Below are 13952 nucleotides of genomic sequence, written 5' to 3'. Positions count from 1 at the left end.
AGCTATCCTATCCTACAAAAACTTTACGCTGGCCGCCGCGATTTTCGCAGTCCCTCCTCGATCCGTTTTTCAGTCCATAGATAAAGCTTCACAGCAGTCATTGCATTTTTTACCGATGAAAAATATTATTTCAGGGAATTATGTTTTGAGACCAAACGGCGCTCTGCTTTGTATCTTTTATGAAGGATCCTTTCAGAACGGAGTGACTATGAGATGAGACTGCAAACAGAATACCTGGTGGAAAGATATCAGGAAAATATCTTCCGGGCAGCATTCAGCATTGTAAAGAATTGTGCAGATGCAGAAGACATGGTACAGGACACTTTCCTCCAATATCTACGTTCAGACCGCGAGTTTGACAGCGAAGAACATATCAAAGCGTGGCTTCTGCGGACTGCAATCAATAAGGCAAAAAATCTCAGGATGGCTTTCTGGCACAGAAACAAAGTTTCTCTTGAAGATTACCTGGCAACGATTCCTTTTGAAAATCCGATGGATCATGAGCTGATCGATGCCGTATTATCCTTACCGCAAAAATACCGGCTTGTTGTCCACCTTTACTACTATGAGGATTATTCGGTGAAGGAAATCGCCGCTGTGCTGACGCTGTCCGAGAGCGCCGTAAAGAACCGGCTGCTCCGGGGAAGACAGATGCTGAAAAACATGCTGAAGGAGGAGTGGAACGATGACGAATAAGGAGAGGTACCAGCGCGCATTCTCATCTCTGCACACATCAGAAAATTTCAAAGTCAGACTGGAGGATAATGCGATGGCAGCGAAGTATTTTAAAACGAGAAGAGCCCTTGCGGCAGCCTGCGCCGTGCTGGCGCTTCTCATCGGTGGAACGAGCGCTTACGCAGCCGACATCGGCGGGATTCAGAGAGCCATTCAGATCTGGATTCACGGCGATTTGACCGATGCTATACTTAAGGTGGACGAGGAGGAAGGAACTTATTCTCTCACAGACGGAACTGGAAATGTCGTGGAAGAGGGCGGTGGTGTCGCGATAGAGGCGGATGGGACGGAACGACCGCTTACTTCAGAGGAGATCGCCGAAGATATGGAAAATCAGGTCTCAACAGAGACCATAGAGGGAAGGATGTATCTCTTTTACAGAAAGCAGAAATATGACATCACAGATGAATTCTCGGGCAGCGATTACTGCTATCTGACCCTGAAGGATGGGGACAGGACAATATATGTCACCGTGACAAAGAACGGCGGCATAGCCACCAGCGAGAAACGGTATCTGATGCCAAATGAGTTCTGTGTCGAGTGAGTTGATTCTTGAGAATAACAGCCTGTATCTGTAAATCCGGACAGTTCTTCCGACACTGCAGGAATCTGTCCACTCTGAAAGCGGGAGGCATGGTGAATCTGCCCCCCGCTTTTTATATGCTCTTATTTTCCCCCGTTCCTGAATTGACAGCGAATCAGGTAGATCAGAACCGCTATTCCGGCTCAATTCTGTTCCCATGAATTCCAGATAAATCTGTCGGGTTTTGCAGGCCGATGTGTCCCTGTTTCGAGAATACACCCGGAAGCCGTTGAGAATTGATTTTCAGGAAGTTCACAATAATCCTTTCTTGACACACGTATCTACAATACGTATTATATATGCTGTAAGGAGGCTGGCATGTCAAAAACGAAACCTTACAGAGAAGTGGTAAAAGCCTTGAAAAAGGCTGGATGGGAACTGGATCACACGACAGGCTCGCATGAAATCTATATTAAAAACGGAAAGATGTGTCCGCTGAAGTGTAGCAAGAAAGATATTCCATCGGGAACCGTTTCCAGCATTGAGAGGATCACGGGACTGAAATTCTAGCCCAGCCGCTTTTATAGAGAGGAGGCACAATGGATAGAGTATTGTACCCTTGCAAAATCAGAAAAGAAGACGGCGTATATTATGTAGAGTTTGTGGATTTCCCGGAATGCTTCACAGACGGAGAAAGTCCGGAGGAGGTTCTGACCAATGCCCGCGACGTGCTGGAAGGAATCATCTTCAGCTACATAAAGAATGGAAAGCCTCTGCCTTCTCCGAGCTTCTTCGAGAAAGGGTCTGCGGATGTGACCTATATTGATGCATGGGTAGGGATGGTGAGAGACCGGGTAAACAACCAGGCAGTAAGAAAAACGCTCACCATCCCGAAGTGGCTGAACGATATCGCAGAGAAAAATGCAGTGAATTTCTCCGCCGTGCTTCAGACCGGACTGAAAGAATACCTAAATATCAGCTAGTACTGAAGCAGGCAGATCGTCAGTCTGCAAATCGGATGATCTGCCTTTTTGCATCAACAACAGCTGGAACGCCGAATGGCATAATACAGCGCGGCATCGCATGCCCGATATTCAGGTTAAAGACGATCGGGAGCTCCGGTTTATCAATCAGTTCGACCAAAAGCTGTTTATATTCTTCTGCATATGTCTCATCCATCGGCTTCCCGACCAGTACACCGGAAACCGCATCAAAAACTCCGCTGCCCTTCAGATATTCCAGAGCTTTTCGATACCGTTCCGGTTTCGGCTTTTCCTCGCTGGATTCCAGCAAGATAATCCGCCCCTTCCAATCCTCTGGCTCAGGGAACAAATGATACTTCCGGCACATCACCGGCATATCTCTATAGCGGTCGCCGTTAAAGAAGTCATACAGCGAATCGATGCAGCCGCCGAGAATCTTTCCTGAAAAAACAGGAGTCCCCTGCAAAAGCTCAAAGCCCTTGTTGGGATGGGAAGGTGTTGTTGTTCCGATCTGCTCCGGTGAAAAACTCTTCCTCTCTTCGTACCAGATGTCGCTGGGAGTGATTTCTTGTATATTACCCGTGCTGATCAGCTCCTCGAAATACCTTCTGGTATAGGGCTGCATTTCCGGACTCAGATCACAGATATCCGAGAGGAAGGCCTGTCCGTAGAAGGTTTTGAGTCCCACTTTGTGAAGCATCAGATGATTAACTGTACTATCCGAGAAACCCAGGAATACCTTGTCCGTCACAACTTCCGCCAGTTCGTTATGATCGAACAGGTACGGCAGCAGTCGATAGGTGTCATCTCCGCCGATGGCGCATAGAATCATATCAATCTCCGGATCACGGAAAGCTTCCAGCAGATCCTCCGCTCGTTTCTCCGGATGATTCCGAACATATTCCAGCCCCTTCATCGCATGGGGCATGAACTTTACGTTAAGACCATATTCCCGCAGCCTTCGATAGCCAATCTCCACTTCGTACTGAATCTCTTCTTCTCCCATGATCCCACTGGACAGACTTACGATTGCGACATTCCTTATCATACTTATCTCTCCCAAAATCCAAGACTGTTATGCCTTGCTTTGTTTGCTGCCTCTGATGCTGCTGATATAATCGTCGATATCCTGCACAATGCAATAATCTCCCATTGTATGCAGCGATTCAAAATACTTGCTGATATACCCATAGATGCCATACTCATCAAAGATCTTTGCCACATCCGCACCGGAAAGTTCCTTGAAATGACGGTATCGTTCCATGCAGTAGATTAAAAAGTCGGATTCCTTTCTCATCGCTCATGCCTCCTCCGGATAATCATAGGAGCCTGTCAAAAGTTCATCCTGATACAGGGTATACAACGTCATGGGGCTATAATGCCACAGCTTCGACTTTTCATCCGAAAGCTCTTGATAGAGCTTGGACCGGTAAAAGTGAGAAATCGCTTTATCATCGTTCACGTTGCTGTTTTTGGTGATCTGCTCAATAATAGGAGGTACAATGATTGCCAGCATCGCGCTGAATTGCTCTTCGTTCATACAAGCTCCCTCCCTTCAAAATGCAGGTATTGCAGTGCTTTTTCCGTTGCGAACACCAGCTGATTAAACAACTCCCGAATTTTGAGTGCCGTCAATGTCTGCTCCTTATCCAGCACCCCGGCCATATACAAGGTAATGGTACGATAGACACTATCATTTGCCACTGCGCCGTAAATCAGGTCATGCTGCTTGCCCTGTTAATATATGCTGCGGCTGTTGCCGAGCTCAAAAACGACACTCCTTTCCCAAACCGTTAAAAAGTATAAAATCATTAAGAGCTTTCTCCGCGGCAGGCGGAAATTATATCCACCATTCCGGAGTCAGCTCGCCAAGCGTCACCACTTTTCCCTGCTCATAATCAAGCATTATTTCTACATCACGATATCTGCCTGGCATTAGCTGCGCCATAAATTCTCTGCACGCGCCGCACGGAGCGGCTGTCGATCCATCAGGCATAAGCGCCAATACCCGTTTAATCTCGTTCTCTCCGTTTGTAATCATATGAAACATCGCATTGCGTTCCGCGCAGATTCCAAGTGTACAGGATGTATCTACGCAAACGCCGGTATAAATCCTGCCGTTCACGGACTCAACCGCAGCCGCCACGCCGCCGGCATAGATTCTCTCTGAAATCTCTCTCGGATTTTGTGCCCTTTTCGCTGCGTTATACAGCCTTTCCCAGATTTGTTCCATCTTGCTTTCCTCTTTAAATATCGCTTCTCACTCCGACACATTCAGGATGTACCGGCCCTTGCCTGTGCCCGGAATCATCTTTATTAAACTGCGTCCTTCCATCATTTCTTTCATAGCTTTCAAGCTCGCTGATAATTAACTTTCCGGGAAATTTTCCTTATCCTCTATGATGTAGATCGGGCGGTCCTTCATCTCCTCAAAGAATACCGCGATATACTCCCCGATGATGCCGACGATAAAGAAAAGCACCGCGAACATAAAGCAGATCAGAACGACGATGGTGGCGTAGCCGGAGGGCGCTCCCTTTCTCGTAAATAAAGTGTAGATCAGCACGAGGAGTCCGAGGATTCCGCTGCACAAGCCGGCGAAGATCCCGAGGCGCAGGGGGAGATTCGAGAAGCACATGATGGTATTTCTCGAAAAGATGAAGAGCTTTCGGAGAGAGTAGTGACTCTTTCCGGCGACCCGCACGGCCGCGTCATAGCGGAGAGTGGTCTTTCGGAAGCCGACATTCTGCACATAGCCCCGGAGGAAGCGGATCTTCTCCCGGTAGTTTTTCCGAAGCACCGCCTGGACCCTTCGTGAGATCGCAAAAAAGTCGGAGGCATTCGGTTCGAAATGGAGATCGGAAACCCGGTTCAAAAGCCAGTAAAAGGCGCCGGAGCTCCAGTTTTTCAGAAGGCCTGCGGAGGGATTCGAGCTTCGGACCATGGAGATCACCTCATAGCCCTCCGTATAGCAGCGCACGATCTCCGGGAGACAGGAAGGAGGGTGCTGGAGATCTGCGTCCATAAATACCAAAAGCTCTCCGGAGGCGTAGTCCAGCCCCGCTGTCATCGCGGCTTCATGTCCGAAGTTCCGGGAAAAGCTCAGGCTTCGAACGTGACTGCGATCCCTCCCCGAGAGCTCCCGCAGAATCTCCCAGCTCCCGTCCTGAGAGCCGTCATCTACAAAAAGGAGCTCGTAATCATAACCGAGCTCCCTGAGTCCCCTGCAGGCGCTGTCCGCCTTTTCATAGAAGCTTTCCAGTCCTTCTTTTTCATTGTAGACGGAGACGATGAGACTGATCTTCTTCAAATATTGCCTCCCCGATACCCTTATTCTATAACGATACCCTTTTATCTCTATACCCTTTTATCTCTATACTCTTTTATCTCTATGCTCTTTTATAACTATACTCTTCTATATCTTCCGAAGCCCGGATCCACAGCGAAGGCATGAGAGATCCGGCAACCTTCCGGTTTTTTCGTTGCTCGGGAGTTTCCTGCAAGGCATTGCCGCCTCACGGATCTATCGCACGACATTTCCGCTTCGCGGATCTGTCCGCCCGCATTGTCCTCTTGCTATCCGCATTGCCCTATTGCTCTTCGCGGCGGTCTATCCGCATTGCTCTATTGCTCTTCGCGGCGCTCTTCCCGCTCTGTGCTCTCCCAAAGCTCGATCTGTCCGCTGTGGCTCGGGCGGCGCTCCTCCTCGGGGGGGAGCCTCCGGTAGTCCCCGTAGAGCATGCGGAGCACCCTGTCCCAGTTCTTCGGACCGGGAAAGCGCTCCCCCTCAAAGGCGAAGGGGGAGTAGGGCTCCTCCCAGGTATTCTCCACCGTGCAGTGCTGAAAGTCCGGCTGGTAATTCGAGAAGTAGGAGCGCTTCGTTTTTCTCCCGCTTCTTCGACAGGCTCTCGTACAGGCGCCCGCCCAGCGCTCCTGGAGGCGGAAGAGGAGAGGCATCGGAAGCAGTCTTCCGATGCCGGAGAGAAACAGGACCTGCAGGCGCTGCAGGCCCTTATATTTCGAAAGCTCGATCCGCATCCTGTGCCCCATCGCAAGGCCGAAGACGAGCTTTTGCCGGAAGCGGTAGAGAGCACTCAGAAAGGGATTATCCGGAAGGGCATCCAGGATAAAGAGATCCACCCAGAGGTGGTTCAGCTTCCCCTCGTAGAATTCCTGCTCGGCACTCTCCTCCCCGTGTCTTCTGGAGCGAAGATAGAGGATCCTCGGCACAAAGTCATAAAAGGCTCTTCCCTTTCGGAGCTCCCATGGGAGCAAAAGCTTTAAATCCTCCGGAAGCTCTGCGGAAACGGCGCAGAGCTTTGAGAATTCCTCTCTCCGAAAGAGGAGATCCGCATCGTCATCCCAGGGGATAAAGCCCCGGTGCCGCACAGCACCGAGCAGTGTGCCGGAGTCCATGCGGTACGAGATTCCATGCCGCTTCGACAGCTTGTCGATCTCCCGCATGATATAGAGATTGGCTTCATGCACCGCCTTAAGATCCGACGAAAACTCCTCTTCCTTCCCTTCCGCTTTCATCCCTGCCTCCGTTTCCCATCTCTTCGAAAGCTTCCTCTTCTCCTATTTTGCATTCGTACGGCGAAAGCTTAACTAAGCCCCTCAAGGATCATCTCCGCCATATAGGAAAGCTTCTCCTCCGTCATGCCGGGGTATAGGCCGACCCAGAAGCTGTCCCGCATGATGCGGTCGGTATTTGTGAGTTTTCCGACGATGCGGTAGCCCTCTCCTTTCGAGCGAAGTTCATCAAAGCAGGGGTGCCGGATCAGATTTCCGGCAAAGAGCATCCTGGTCTGAATGCCCTTCCCTTCGATATAGCGGACGAGCCTCCCCCGGTCCGTGCCCTCCTTCGCCGTCATGAGAAAGCCAAACCAACTGGGATCCGCGTTCTCGGAAGCCTCCGGGAGGATCAGACTCCGCTCCGCCCCGCCGTCCTGCAAAAGCTTCTTCAGGAAGGTGAAATTCTCTCTCCTCCTCTTTGCGAAGCTCGGGAACTTCTCAAGCTGCGCACAGCCGACCGCGGCCTGCAGGTCAGTCGCCTTCAGGTTATATCCGAGATGCGAGTAGACATATTTATGATCGTATCCCCTGGGGAGCTCTCCGTACTGTCCGTCGAAGCGGTGCCCGCAGCTGTTGTCCCTCCCGGGATCGCACCAGCAGTCACGGCCCCAGTCCCGGAGAGAGCGGAGGATCCTGTGAAGGAGAGGATCACTGGTATAAACCGCGCCTCCCTCTCCCATCGTCATATGGTGGGGCGGGTAGAAGGAGCTGGTCCCGATGTCCCCGATAGAGCCGGTGAAAAGATATTCCCCGTCCATCTTATAACGTGAGCCGAGCGCATCGCAGTTATCCTCTACGAGCCAGAGGCCGTGTCTTTCACAAAAGTCCTTCACCGTCTTAAGATCGAAGGGATTTCCGAGGGTATGCGCGAGCATGACGGCCTTCGTCTTCTCCGTGAGCGCGCTCTCCAGAAGGCTTGTGTCGATATTGCAGGAGGGGATCCCCACATCCAGAAATACCGGGACGGCGCCGTACTGCAGAATCGGATTCACCGTCGTGGGAAAGCCCGCAGCGACCGTGATGACCTCATCGCCCCTTTTCACTCTCCGCTCCTTGAGAAGAGGAGAGGTCAGGGCCATAAAGGCGAGGAGATTTGCGCTGGAGCCCGAGTTTACAAGACTCACATACTTCACTCCCAGATAGTCCCCGAACTCCTTCTCAAAGCGCTTCGTATACCGCCCCGCAGTGAGCCAGAACTCCAGGGCGGAATCCACGAGGTTCACCATTTCTCTCTCGTCGTAGACTCTGGAGGCATAGGGGATCCTGTCCCCTCTTTGGAAGGCGGCATCCTGCCTCTTATATTTCCTCGCGTAATCCGCGACGAGGGAGAGAATCTCCTCCCTCGCTTCCTTTTCCGTTTTTTCCATCTTCTCCATGAAATCTCCTGACAGCAAGTAAAGCTGTGATCCTCCTTAAAGCAAATCAGCGGCCTGAATAAAAGCCGATGCCCCTTCCCCCGGCGGCGGCACAAAACTCTCCTGCCAAAGACAGGCGATACAGCATCTCCCGGCCTTTCCTGCGCCGCCCTCCCCCCCGAAATAGCGAAAGGAGAGCGGTCGGGAAAGAGGGCGAGCGCTTCCGAAAAGAGCGAAGGACTCTGCCTCTCCCGTCCTTTCCTGTTGCACTCTCCCAAAAACGGCGGGAAGAGTGTGACCGGAAAAGAGAGAGCGGCCGCTTCGGAAAGGGCCGCACGCAGCTTTCCCGGGAGCGCTCGGCGGGGAAGAGCCCGTGAAAGCGCCCGGTCTCCGGGAGAGAAGCATCGAGAGGGATGAGCGCCAAAGAGAGGCCCCAGCATCCCTCAGCGGAGAAAGTGAAGGATCTGCTGCTCCGTGAAGGAGCGAAGATCCCTCCCCTCATGCCAGGCCCGGTACCAAAGGACGGTCTCCTCCACGGCCTTTCGGACCTGCCAGCGGGGCTCCCAGCGAAGTCTCTCCCTGAGCTTTTTGCAGTTCAGCCGGAGATAGCTCGCTTCGTGCGGCGCTCTCTCTTCCGGTCTGCTCTCCCAGGAGGCAGGCTCTCCCCAGCTTTTCACAAAGAGCTCCGCGAGCTCTCCTGTCGTGATCGCATCGCTTTCGTCCGGTCCCACATTGTAATAATCCGCATAGCGGGCGCCCTCCGAGCTCTCCGTCTTCCCGCTCTCCTCCTGGTATCCCTCCTGCTTCGCCGCGATCGTGAGATAGACGAGAAGCGGCTCCAAAACATGCTGGTAGGGCCTTGTGGAAAAGGGATTCCGCACGCGGATCGGTCTTCCTTCCACCGTATCCCGCACACAGTCCGGGATGATCCTGTCCTTTGCGAAGTCCCCGCCTCCGATCACATTTCCGGCTCTCGCCGTAGAGATGCGGAGCGCGGACTCCCCGGAGAAGAAGGAGCTTTTATAGCTGTGCGTCACAAGCTCCGAGCAGGACTTCGAGTTCGAATAGGGATCGAAGCCGTCCAGCTTCTCTTCCTCGGAAAAGGCGTGCTCCGGAAGCTCCCGGTTCTCATAGACCTTGTCTGTCGTCACATTCAGAAAGCTCCTTGCGGAGGAAGAAAAGCGAAGTACCTCCAAGAGGTTCACTGTTCCCATGACATTCGTCTCGTAAGTCTCCCTGGGGAAGCGGTAGGACTCCCGGACGATGGGCTGCGCCGCGAGATGGAAGATAAGCTCCGGCTCCGCCTCAGCAACGGCCTTTTGCAGGGCCCTGAAATCCCGCACATCCCCTCCGAGCTCCCGGATCTCTCCCTTCAGTCCGAGAAGCTCATAGAGGCAGGGCTCTGTCTCCGGCGGGAGGGAATAGCCATAGACCTTTGCTCCGAGGAGGAGAAGAATCAGACTGAGCCAGCTCCCCTTAAAGCCGCTGTGCCCTGTGACAAAGACGCGGCGGCCCTGATAGAAGCTTTTCAATTCGGCGTAATTCATCCCTTTTTCCTCTCCCTCCCGGATGTCCGAAGCACCCTGATCCGGCAAATCACCAGCGCTTCCACGGCGCCTTTCCCTTGGACCAAAGCTCCTCCAGAAGCTTCTTCTCCCTCTGCGTGTCCATGCACTGCCAGAAGCCCTCGTGGTAAAAGCCCATGAGCTCCCCGTCAGATGCGAGCCTTCGCATCGGCTCCCGCTCCAGCACCGTCTCGTCTCCCTCAAGATAGTCAAAGATCCCGGGCTCAAAGACCATGAAGCCCCCATTGATCACAGCTCCGTCGGACTCCTCCTTTTCCCGGAAGGCCCGGATCCTCCCATCGGAGGAAAGGTCGAGGACACCCTTTTGCTGAGCGAGGTTCACCGTGGTAATGGTCGCGGTCTTCCCGGCGCTTTCATGGAAGGCGAGAAGCTTTCGAAGGTCCACATCGGAGACTCCGTCCCCGTAGGTCAGCATGAAGCGCTCTCCCTTTAGGTAGCTTCTGACACGGCGGATTCGCCCCCCCGTCATGGTGCGGAGCCCGGTGTCGACGACTGTCACCTTCCAGTTCTCCGAGGCATTCTGGTGGACCTCCATCTGATTGTTTGACATATCGAAGGTGACGTCCGCATTGTGGAGGAAGTAGTTCGCAAAATATTCCTTGATGAGATATTGCTTATAGCCGGCCAGGATGATGAACTCGTGAAATCCATAGGAGGAGTAGTATTTCATGATATGCCAAAGGATCGGCATCTCTCCGATCTCTATCATAGGCTTCGGCTTCAGATGGGATTCCTCGGAAATCCTGGTTCCGAGCCCGCCGGCCAGTATCAAAACCTTCATGCTCTTTCCTCCTGCCCCTCCCGGAGAGCGCGGTATACATTGAGCTTTCCCTCCCGGAGGATGCGAAACGCGCGTTCAATACGCCCGCCGCCGTGGTGGTATTCAAATATCTGCTGAAGCTCTTCGTCGCTGAAGCTCTCGAGCTCCCAGGCTGTCTGAGTCATCCGCTCATAGCTCTGCCTTCGGTAGGGGATCTTCCGGATCTCCCGCACAGTAGTATAACAGTTCCCGAGGAAAAAGGTCAATGGAAGGAGGAGGGCCAGGCAGCGCGCCGCCCTCCCCGGCGCTGCCCATCCGCCGCATTCTCTCTCCTCCTTCTCCGCCTTCCGGGAGAAAGCGCTGCCCACACTGCTTTGGTCCTCTTCCCCCGAGTCTATGCCCCGCGCGTCGCGAAGAAGCAAAAAGCAGAGAAGGAGGATACCGAGTATGCCGCTTTCGTATTGGAGCGCATAGCGGCTCTGCCAGGCATAATCCGGATTTTGGAAGATGAAGCGGGAGAGGAGGACGATAGCATGGCTCCCCAGACCGTGGAGGATCAAAAGGGCCGGAAAGAGAGTTTCCCTGTAATAGCCTCTTTTCAGGTAGAGCCAGATGGAAAAAAGGTAGGAAAATGCCGTGACGCCCCCCATGAGATAGATCCTGCTCTGACTCAGCTCCCCTTGCAAGAGGAGCTCCTCCAGGCTCTCTCCGGAGAGGAGCATCGAGGCAAAACCGTTCAGCGTAAAGCGTATGGGAAAGCTTGGAAATTCCCGGAGCAAGGAAAAGAGGGTCCGCTTCTCCGCACCGGAATATTCATATACCGCAAAATGATTGCTCAAAATGTAGAGGAAGAGGGGCAGAAGGACGGAGAGGATCAAAAGCATCATCCAGTGGGACGGCCTGGGCTTCGCTTTCCCGGTCTCTGCGCTCTCCCCCTTCTCCTCCGAAAGAGAAGAATCCTTCTCCGCACGGGAGGCCTCCCGGAGAAGGAGGAAGCTGTAGGCCGGAACCAGTGTCAGGAGATAGACGATCAGATAGGGCCCCGCGACGAGAAGGGAGATCCAGGGGAGGAGAAAAAGAAGTGCTGTGCTCCCCCTTTTCTCCTCCCCTCTCAAAAAGCGGTCCAGCAGGAGAAAATGCGCGTAGAAGATGGCAAAGGCCAGAAAATGAGCATAGCCGGAGCCATTTAAGAGAAGCTCCCATTTATTCAGTCCAAAATGGAGAAAAAAGAGGCACAGAATGGGCGGGAGAAGGCTTCCCCGCACGAAAACGCGCGCGCGCAGGGAAAAGAGCGCGAGGGGGATCGCGGAGAGGCCGAGTCCGAGAAGCCCGAGAAGACGGTCGAAGACGACGGAGAAGCCGAAAAGCTCCACATTGATCGTCCGGAGAGGGAAGCTGATCGGAATTCGGGTCAGGATATCCGGCACGAAGAATTTATCCGGGTTCATCGTATCCGGAAGATAGGAGTTGATCAGGCGGATATAGTCAGAGGATACGATATCCATAGAAGAAAAACGGAGATAGAGAACGAGAAGACCCGAAAAGAAAGCGGGAAGCAGCAGCGTATAGAAAAGCCTTCCTCTCCCTTCCATATCCTTATGCATCTTTCCCTCCTCCAAAGCTCTGCTCCGTGATATCCCGGTAGCCCCTCTCCTCCGGGACCTCCTCCAGGATCAGACTGTTCTCTCTCCCCGCGCCTTCCGGGAGCTCCGAAAGGTCCCGGAGGAAATGAATCCTCGTTCCCCCGGCCGTCCTCTCCCGGTCATAGACCTTGAAAAAGGTCCTCGCGTAAAAGTCCGTCATATGGTAACTGTTTCCGAGAATGTATACCTGCTTTCCGAAAACGCCCTCTCTCCCGTAGCGTCCGATCGTCTGATCCGCGAGGGAATTCATGCGGTCCTGATTCTCCCAGAAGTAGATCTTCGGGAAATAGGAGCGGTAATAGCGTTCCACCGGGGAGAGACACAGGAAATAGGCGAAAAAGAGGAGGGAGAGAAAGATCCGCTGCCTCCCTTTCCCTTCTGCTTCGCTGAGCATCCCTATAAGCCCTGATCCCTCTGATCCTGCATCATGCCCGGAGGAGAAATCCGCTCCTTCTTCCGCTTCCTGTCCGCCTTCCCCTCCGAAGCTCCCCCCTGCTTCTTCTTCCTCCGGTCCCGCTGCTCTTTGCGCCCTCAGGCCCTCTCCGACGATCCAGGAGAGGTAGAGGAGCGCTGCCGCATAGCTTACGTAGATCCAGCGCATCTCCACCCGGATCGTCACGGAGGAGCAGCCGATGCAGAGCGCGATGAAGCTAAGAAAAAGGAAATTCCCCCCGAGGAAAGACGCCTTCCTCCCGCGCCCTCCCAGGATCGCCCATAAAAGCGCGGAAAAAAGCAGGAGGAAAAGCGGAAGCCAGCTTAAGAAGACCAGGTGTCTCAGCCAGGGCGCGGCCTCGGAAAAGGGAATGCCGGACAGGTATTCCGGCCCCGCATTGACCCCGAAGAGATAGGCGACCTGAGAAAGGGAAAAGCGAAGAGCCTGGCTTAGAGAAAAGGTATCGCTCACCTCCGTCCCGCCCGTCCCAGCCGGGAGGACGCTTCCGATCGCAAGTCCCCGGAGGAGAAGGATCAGGATCAGGTTCAGGATGCTGAGGAAAAGCAGACGGATGCGTCCTTCCTTCCTTTTTCCTAAAAAAAGGACGAGAGGGAAGAGCGGAAAGAGAGCGAGATAGCGCTCATGAGAGAAGACCAGAAGGAAGTAGACGAAGTTTGCCAGGAGAAAGCGCCGGACTGCGCCGTCCCTTTGGTAGTCATAGAGCAGGAATAGGATATAAAGCGCCAGGAAAAGGGACATGGTCTCCAGAAGCCCCAGGGCCTGTCCGATCTGATAATAGGAAAAATGGGAGAAGAGATAGAGCAGAGCGGAGAGGAACGGGATCAGCGTGAGCCCCCCGGAAAGCTTCCGGGAAAAGCGATAGATAAAGTAGGCGCAGCCGACATTCAGGATAATATTTACCGGCACAAAAAGCGAAGGATGATTCCTGACAAGCATCATCTCCAGATAAGTGAGCGTCCAGTAGACCGGCCGGAAGCGGGTCGAAGTGCCGATCGGAAAGGCAAAGGCGAAATAGCTCTGCTCCCCGTAGCAGGACCACATATAGAGGTCATCCATGTAGAGACCGTGAATGTGAATATGGCGGTTCACATAGAAGCTCGTGAGAAGCAGAAGGAGAAAAACCGCCGCTTCCCGTACCGCTGCTGTACGCTTCCCCTTTTCGCGATCTCTGTCCCTCGCTGAATCCATCTCTCTCCTCTCTATCGAAATAAACCCCGTAACTGAGCGTAGAAGTCTGCCATCAAGACTCGGAGCGTTCTTGACCACTTCTCGAAGAGCAGTCGAGTCTTAGACGGCCGATCTTCGCCGCCTTTTCTGCCGCCATGTCGGTCCAACGCA

General features: G+C 53.4%; 17 protein-coding genes. 5 read left to right on the top strand and 12 right to left on the bottom strand.

Going from position 1 to position 13952, the window contains the following annotated elements:
* The 5 genes from HMPREF1986_RS13370 to HMPREF1986_RS04395 all read left to right on the top strand — a co-directional run.
* Positions 1 to 217: hypothetical protein (locus HMPREF1986_RS13370; RefSeq protein WP_021773577.1), on the top strand; the 217-nt coding region annotated here is incomplete at its 5' end.
* Complete coding sequence (locus HMPREF1986_RS04410) at positions 214 to 696, top strand: sigma-70 family RNA polymerase sigma factor (RefSeq protein WP_021773576.1); 483 nt, start codon at positions 214 to 216, stop codon at positions 694 to 696. The genes HMPREF1986_RS13370 and HMPREF1986_RS04410, both read left to right, overlap by 4 nt.
* Entirely contained in the window at positions 686 to 1279 is a 594-nt protein-coding gene (locus tag HMPREF1986_RS04405; RefSeq protein WP_021773575.1) for a hypothetical protein, read from the top strand. The genes HMPREF1986_RS04410 and HMPREF1986_RS04405 overlap by 11 nt, the downstream gene beginning before the upstream one ends.
* 357 nt (positions 1280 to 1636) lie before the next feature.
* Positions 1637 to 1828, top strand: coding sequence for a type II toxin-antitoxin system HicA family toxin (locus HMPREF1986_RS04400; protein WP_021773574.1), 192 nt, complete (start codon positions 1637 to 1639; stop codon positions 1826 to 1828).
* Positions 1829 to 1857: 29 nt separating this feature from the next.
* Positions 1858 to 2241 (top strand): type II toxin-antitoxin system HicB family antitoxin, encoded by a 384-nt coding sequence (locus HMPREF1986_RS04395; protein ID WP_009216192.1) that lies wholly within the window; start codon positions 1858 to 1860, stop codon positions 2239 to 2241.
* 19 nt (positions 2242 to 2260) lie between these two features.
* Here the strand turns inward: HMPREF1986_RS04395 and HMPREF1986_RS04390 are convergent, their stop codons facing one another.
* The 12 genes from HMPREF1986_RS04390 to HMPREF1986_RS04330 all read right to left on the bottom strand — a co-directional run bounded on the left by HMPREF1986_RS04390 (position 2261) and on the right by HMPREF1986_RS04330 (position 13802).
* Positions 2261 to 3289, bottom strand: a complete 1029-nt coding sequence (locus tag HMPREF1986_RS04390; protein WP_021773573.1) for a S66 family peptidase — start codon at positions 3287 to 3289, stop codon at positions 2261 to 2263.
* 27 nt (positions 3290 to 3316) lie between these two features.
* Positions 3317 to 3538 carry a DUF3791 domain-containing protein gene (locus HMPREF1986_RS04385; RefSeq protein ID WP_021773572.1) on the bottom strand — a complete coding sequence of 74 codons (222 nt, stop codon included), beginning with the start codon at positions 3536 to 3538 and terminating at the stop codon, positions 3317 to 3319.
* 3 nt (positions 3539 to 3541) lie between these two features.
* Complete coding sequence (locus HMPREF1986_RS04380) at positions 3542 to 3781, bottom strand: hypothetical protein (protein WP_021773571.1); 240 nt, start codon at positions 3779 to 3781, stop codon at positions 3542 to 3544.
* Entirely contained in the window at positions 3778 to 3960 is a 183-nt protein-coding gene (locus HMPREF1986_RS13745) for a DUF3990 domain-containing protein (protein ID WP_256377451.1), read from the bottom strand. Before HMPREF1986_RS13745 ends, HMPREF1986_RS04380 begins: the two co-directional genes overlap by 4 nt.
* Before the next feature lie 121 nt (positions 3961 to 4081).
* Complete coding sequence (locus HMPREF1986_RS04370; RefSeq protein WP_021773569.1) at positions 4082 to 4474, bottom strand: cytidine deaminase family protein; 393 nt, start codon at positions 4472 to 4474, stop codon at positions 4082 to 4084.
* A gap of 135 nt (positions 4475 to 4609) precedes the next feature.
* Positions 4610 to 5551, bottom strand: a complete 942-nt coding sequence (locus HMPREF1986_RS04365; protein ID WP_021773567.1) for a glycosyltransferase family 2 protein — start codon at positions 5549 to 5551, stop codon at positions 4610 to 4612.
* A 314-nt stretch (positions 5552 to 5865) separates the two neighbouring features.
* Positions 5866 to 6777: a LicD family protein gene (locus HMPREF1986_RS04360; RefSeq protein WP_021773565.1), complete on the bottom strand. Its 912-nt coding sequence runs from the start codon at positions 6775 to 6777 to the stop codon at positions 5866 to 5868.
* A gap of 68 nt (positions 6778 to 6845) precedes the next feature.
* Positions 6846 to 8192, bottom strand: a complete 1347-nt coding sequence (gene rfbH, locus HMPREF1986_RS04355) for a lipopolysaccharide biosynthesis protein RfbH (RefSeq protein WP_021773564.1) — start codon at positions 8190 to 8192, stop codon at positions 6846 to 6848.
* Between the two features lie 422 nt (positions 8193 to 8614).
* Entirely contained in the window at positions 8615 to 9718 is a 1104-nt protein-coding gene (gene rfbG / locus HMPREF1986_RS04345; RefSeq protein ID WP_036599320.1) for a CDP-glucose 4,6-dehydratase, read from the bottom strand.
* A 49-nt stretch (positions 9719 to 9767) separates the two neighbouring features.
* Positions 9768 to 10538: a glucose-1-phosphate cytidylyltransferase gene (rfbF, locus tag HMPREF1986_RS04340; RefSeq protein ID WP_021773561.1), complete on the bottom strand. Its 771-nt coding sequence runs from the start codon at positions 10536 to 10538 to the stop codon at positions 9768 to 9770.
* Positions 10535 to 12121 carry a hypothetical protein gene (locus HMPREF1986_RS04335; protein ID WP_021773560.1) on the bottom strand — a complete coding sequence of 529 codons (1587 nt, stop codon included), beginning with the start codon at positions 12119 to 12121 and terminating at the stop codon, positions 10535 to 10537. Before HMPREF1986_RS04335 ends, rfbF begins: the two co-directional genes overlap by 4 nt.
* Positions 12114 to 13802, bottom strand: coding sequence for a hypothetical protein (locus tag HMPREF1986_RS04330; RefSeq protein WP_021773559.1), 1689 nt, complete (start codon positions 13800 to 13802; stop codon positions 12114 to 12116). Before HMPREF1986_RS04330 ends, HMPREF1986_RS04335 begins: the two co-directional genes overlap by 8 nt.
* Positions 13803 to 13952 lie beyond the last annotated feature (150 nt).

It is taken from the genome of Oribacterium sp. oral taxon 078 str. F0263, from assembly GCF_000469565.1.
GTDB lineage: Bacteria > Bacillota > Clostridia > Lachnospirales > Lachnospiraceae > Oribacterium.
This window is presented reverse-complemented; position numbering and strand designations above follow the sequence as displayed.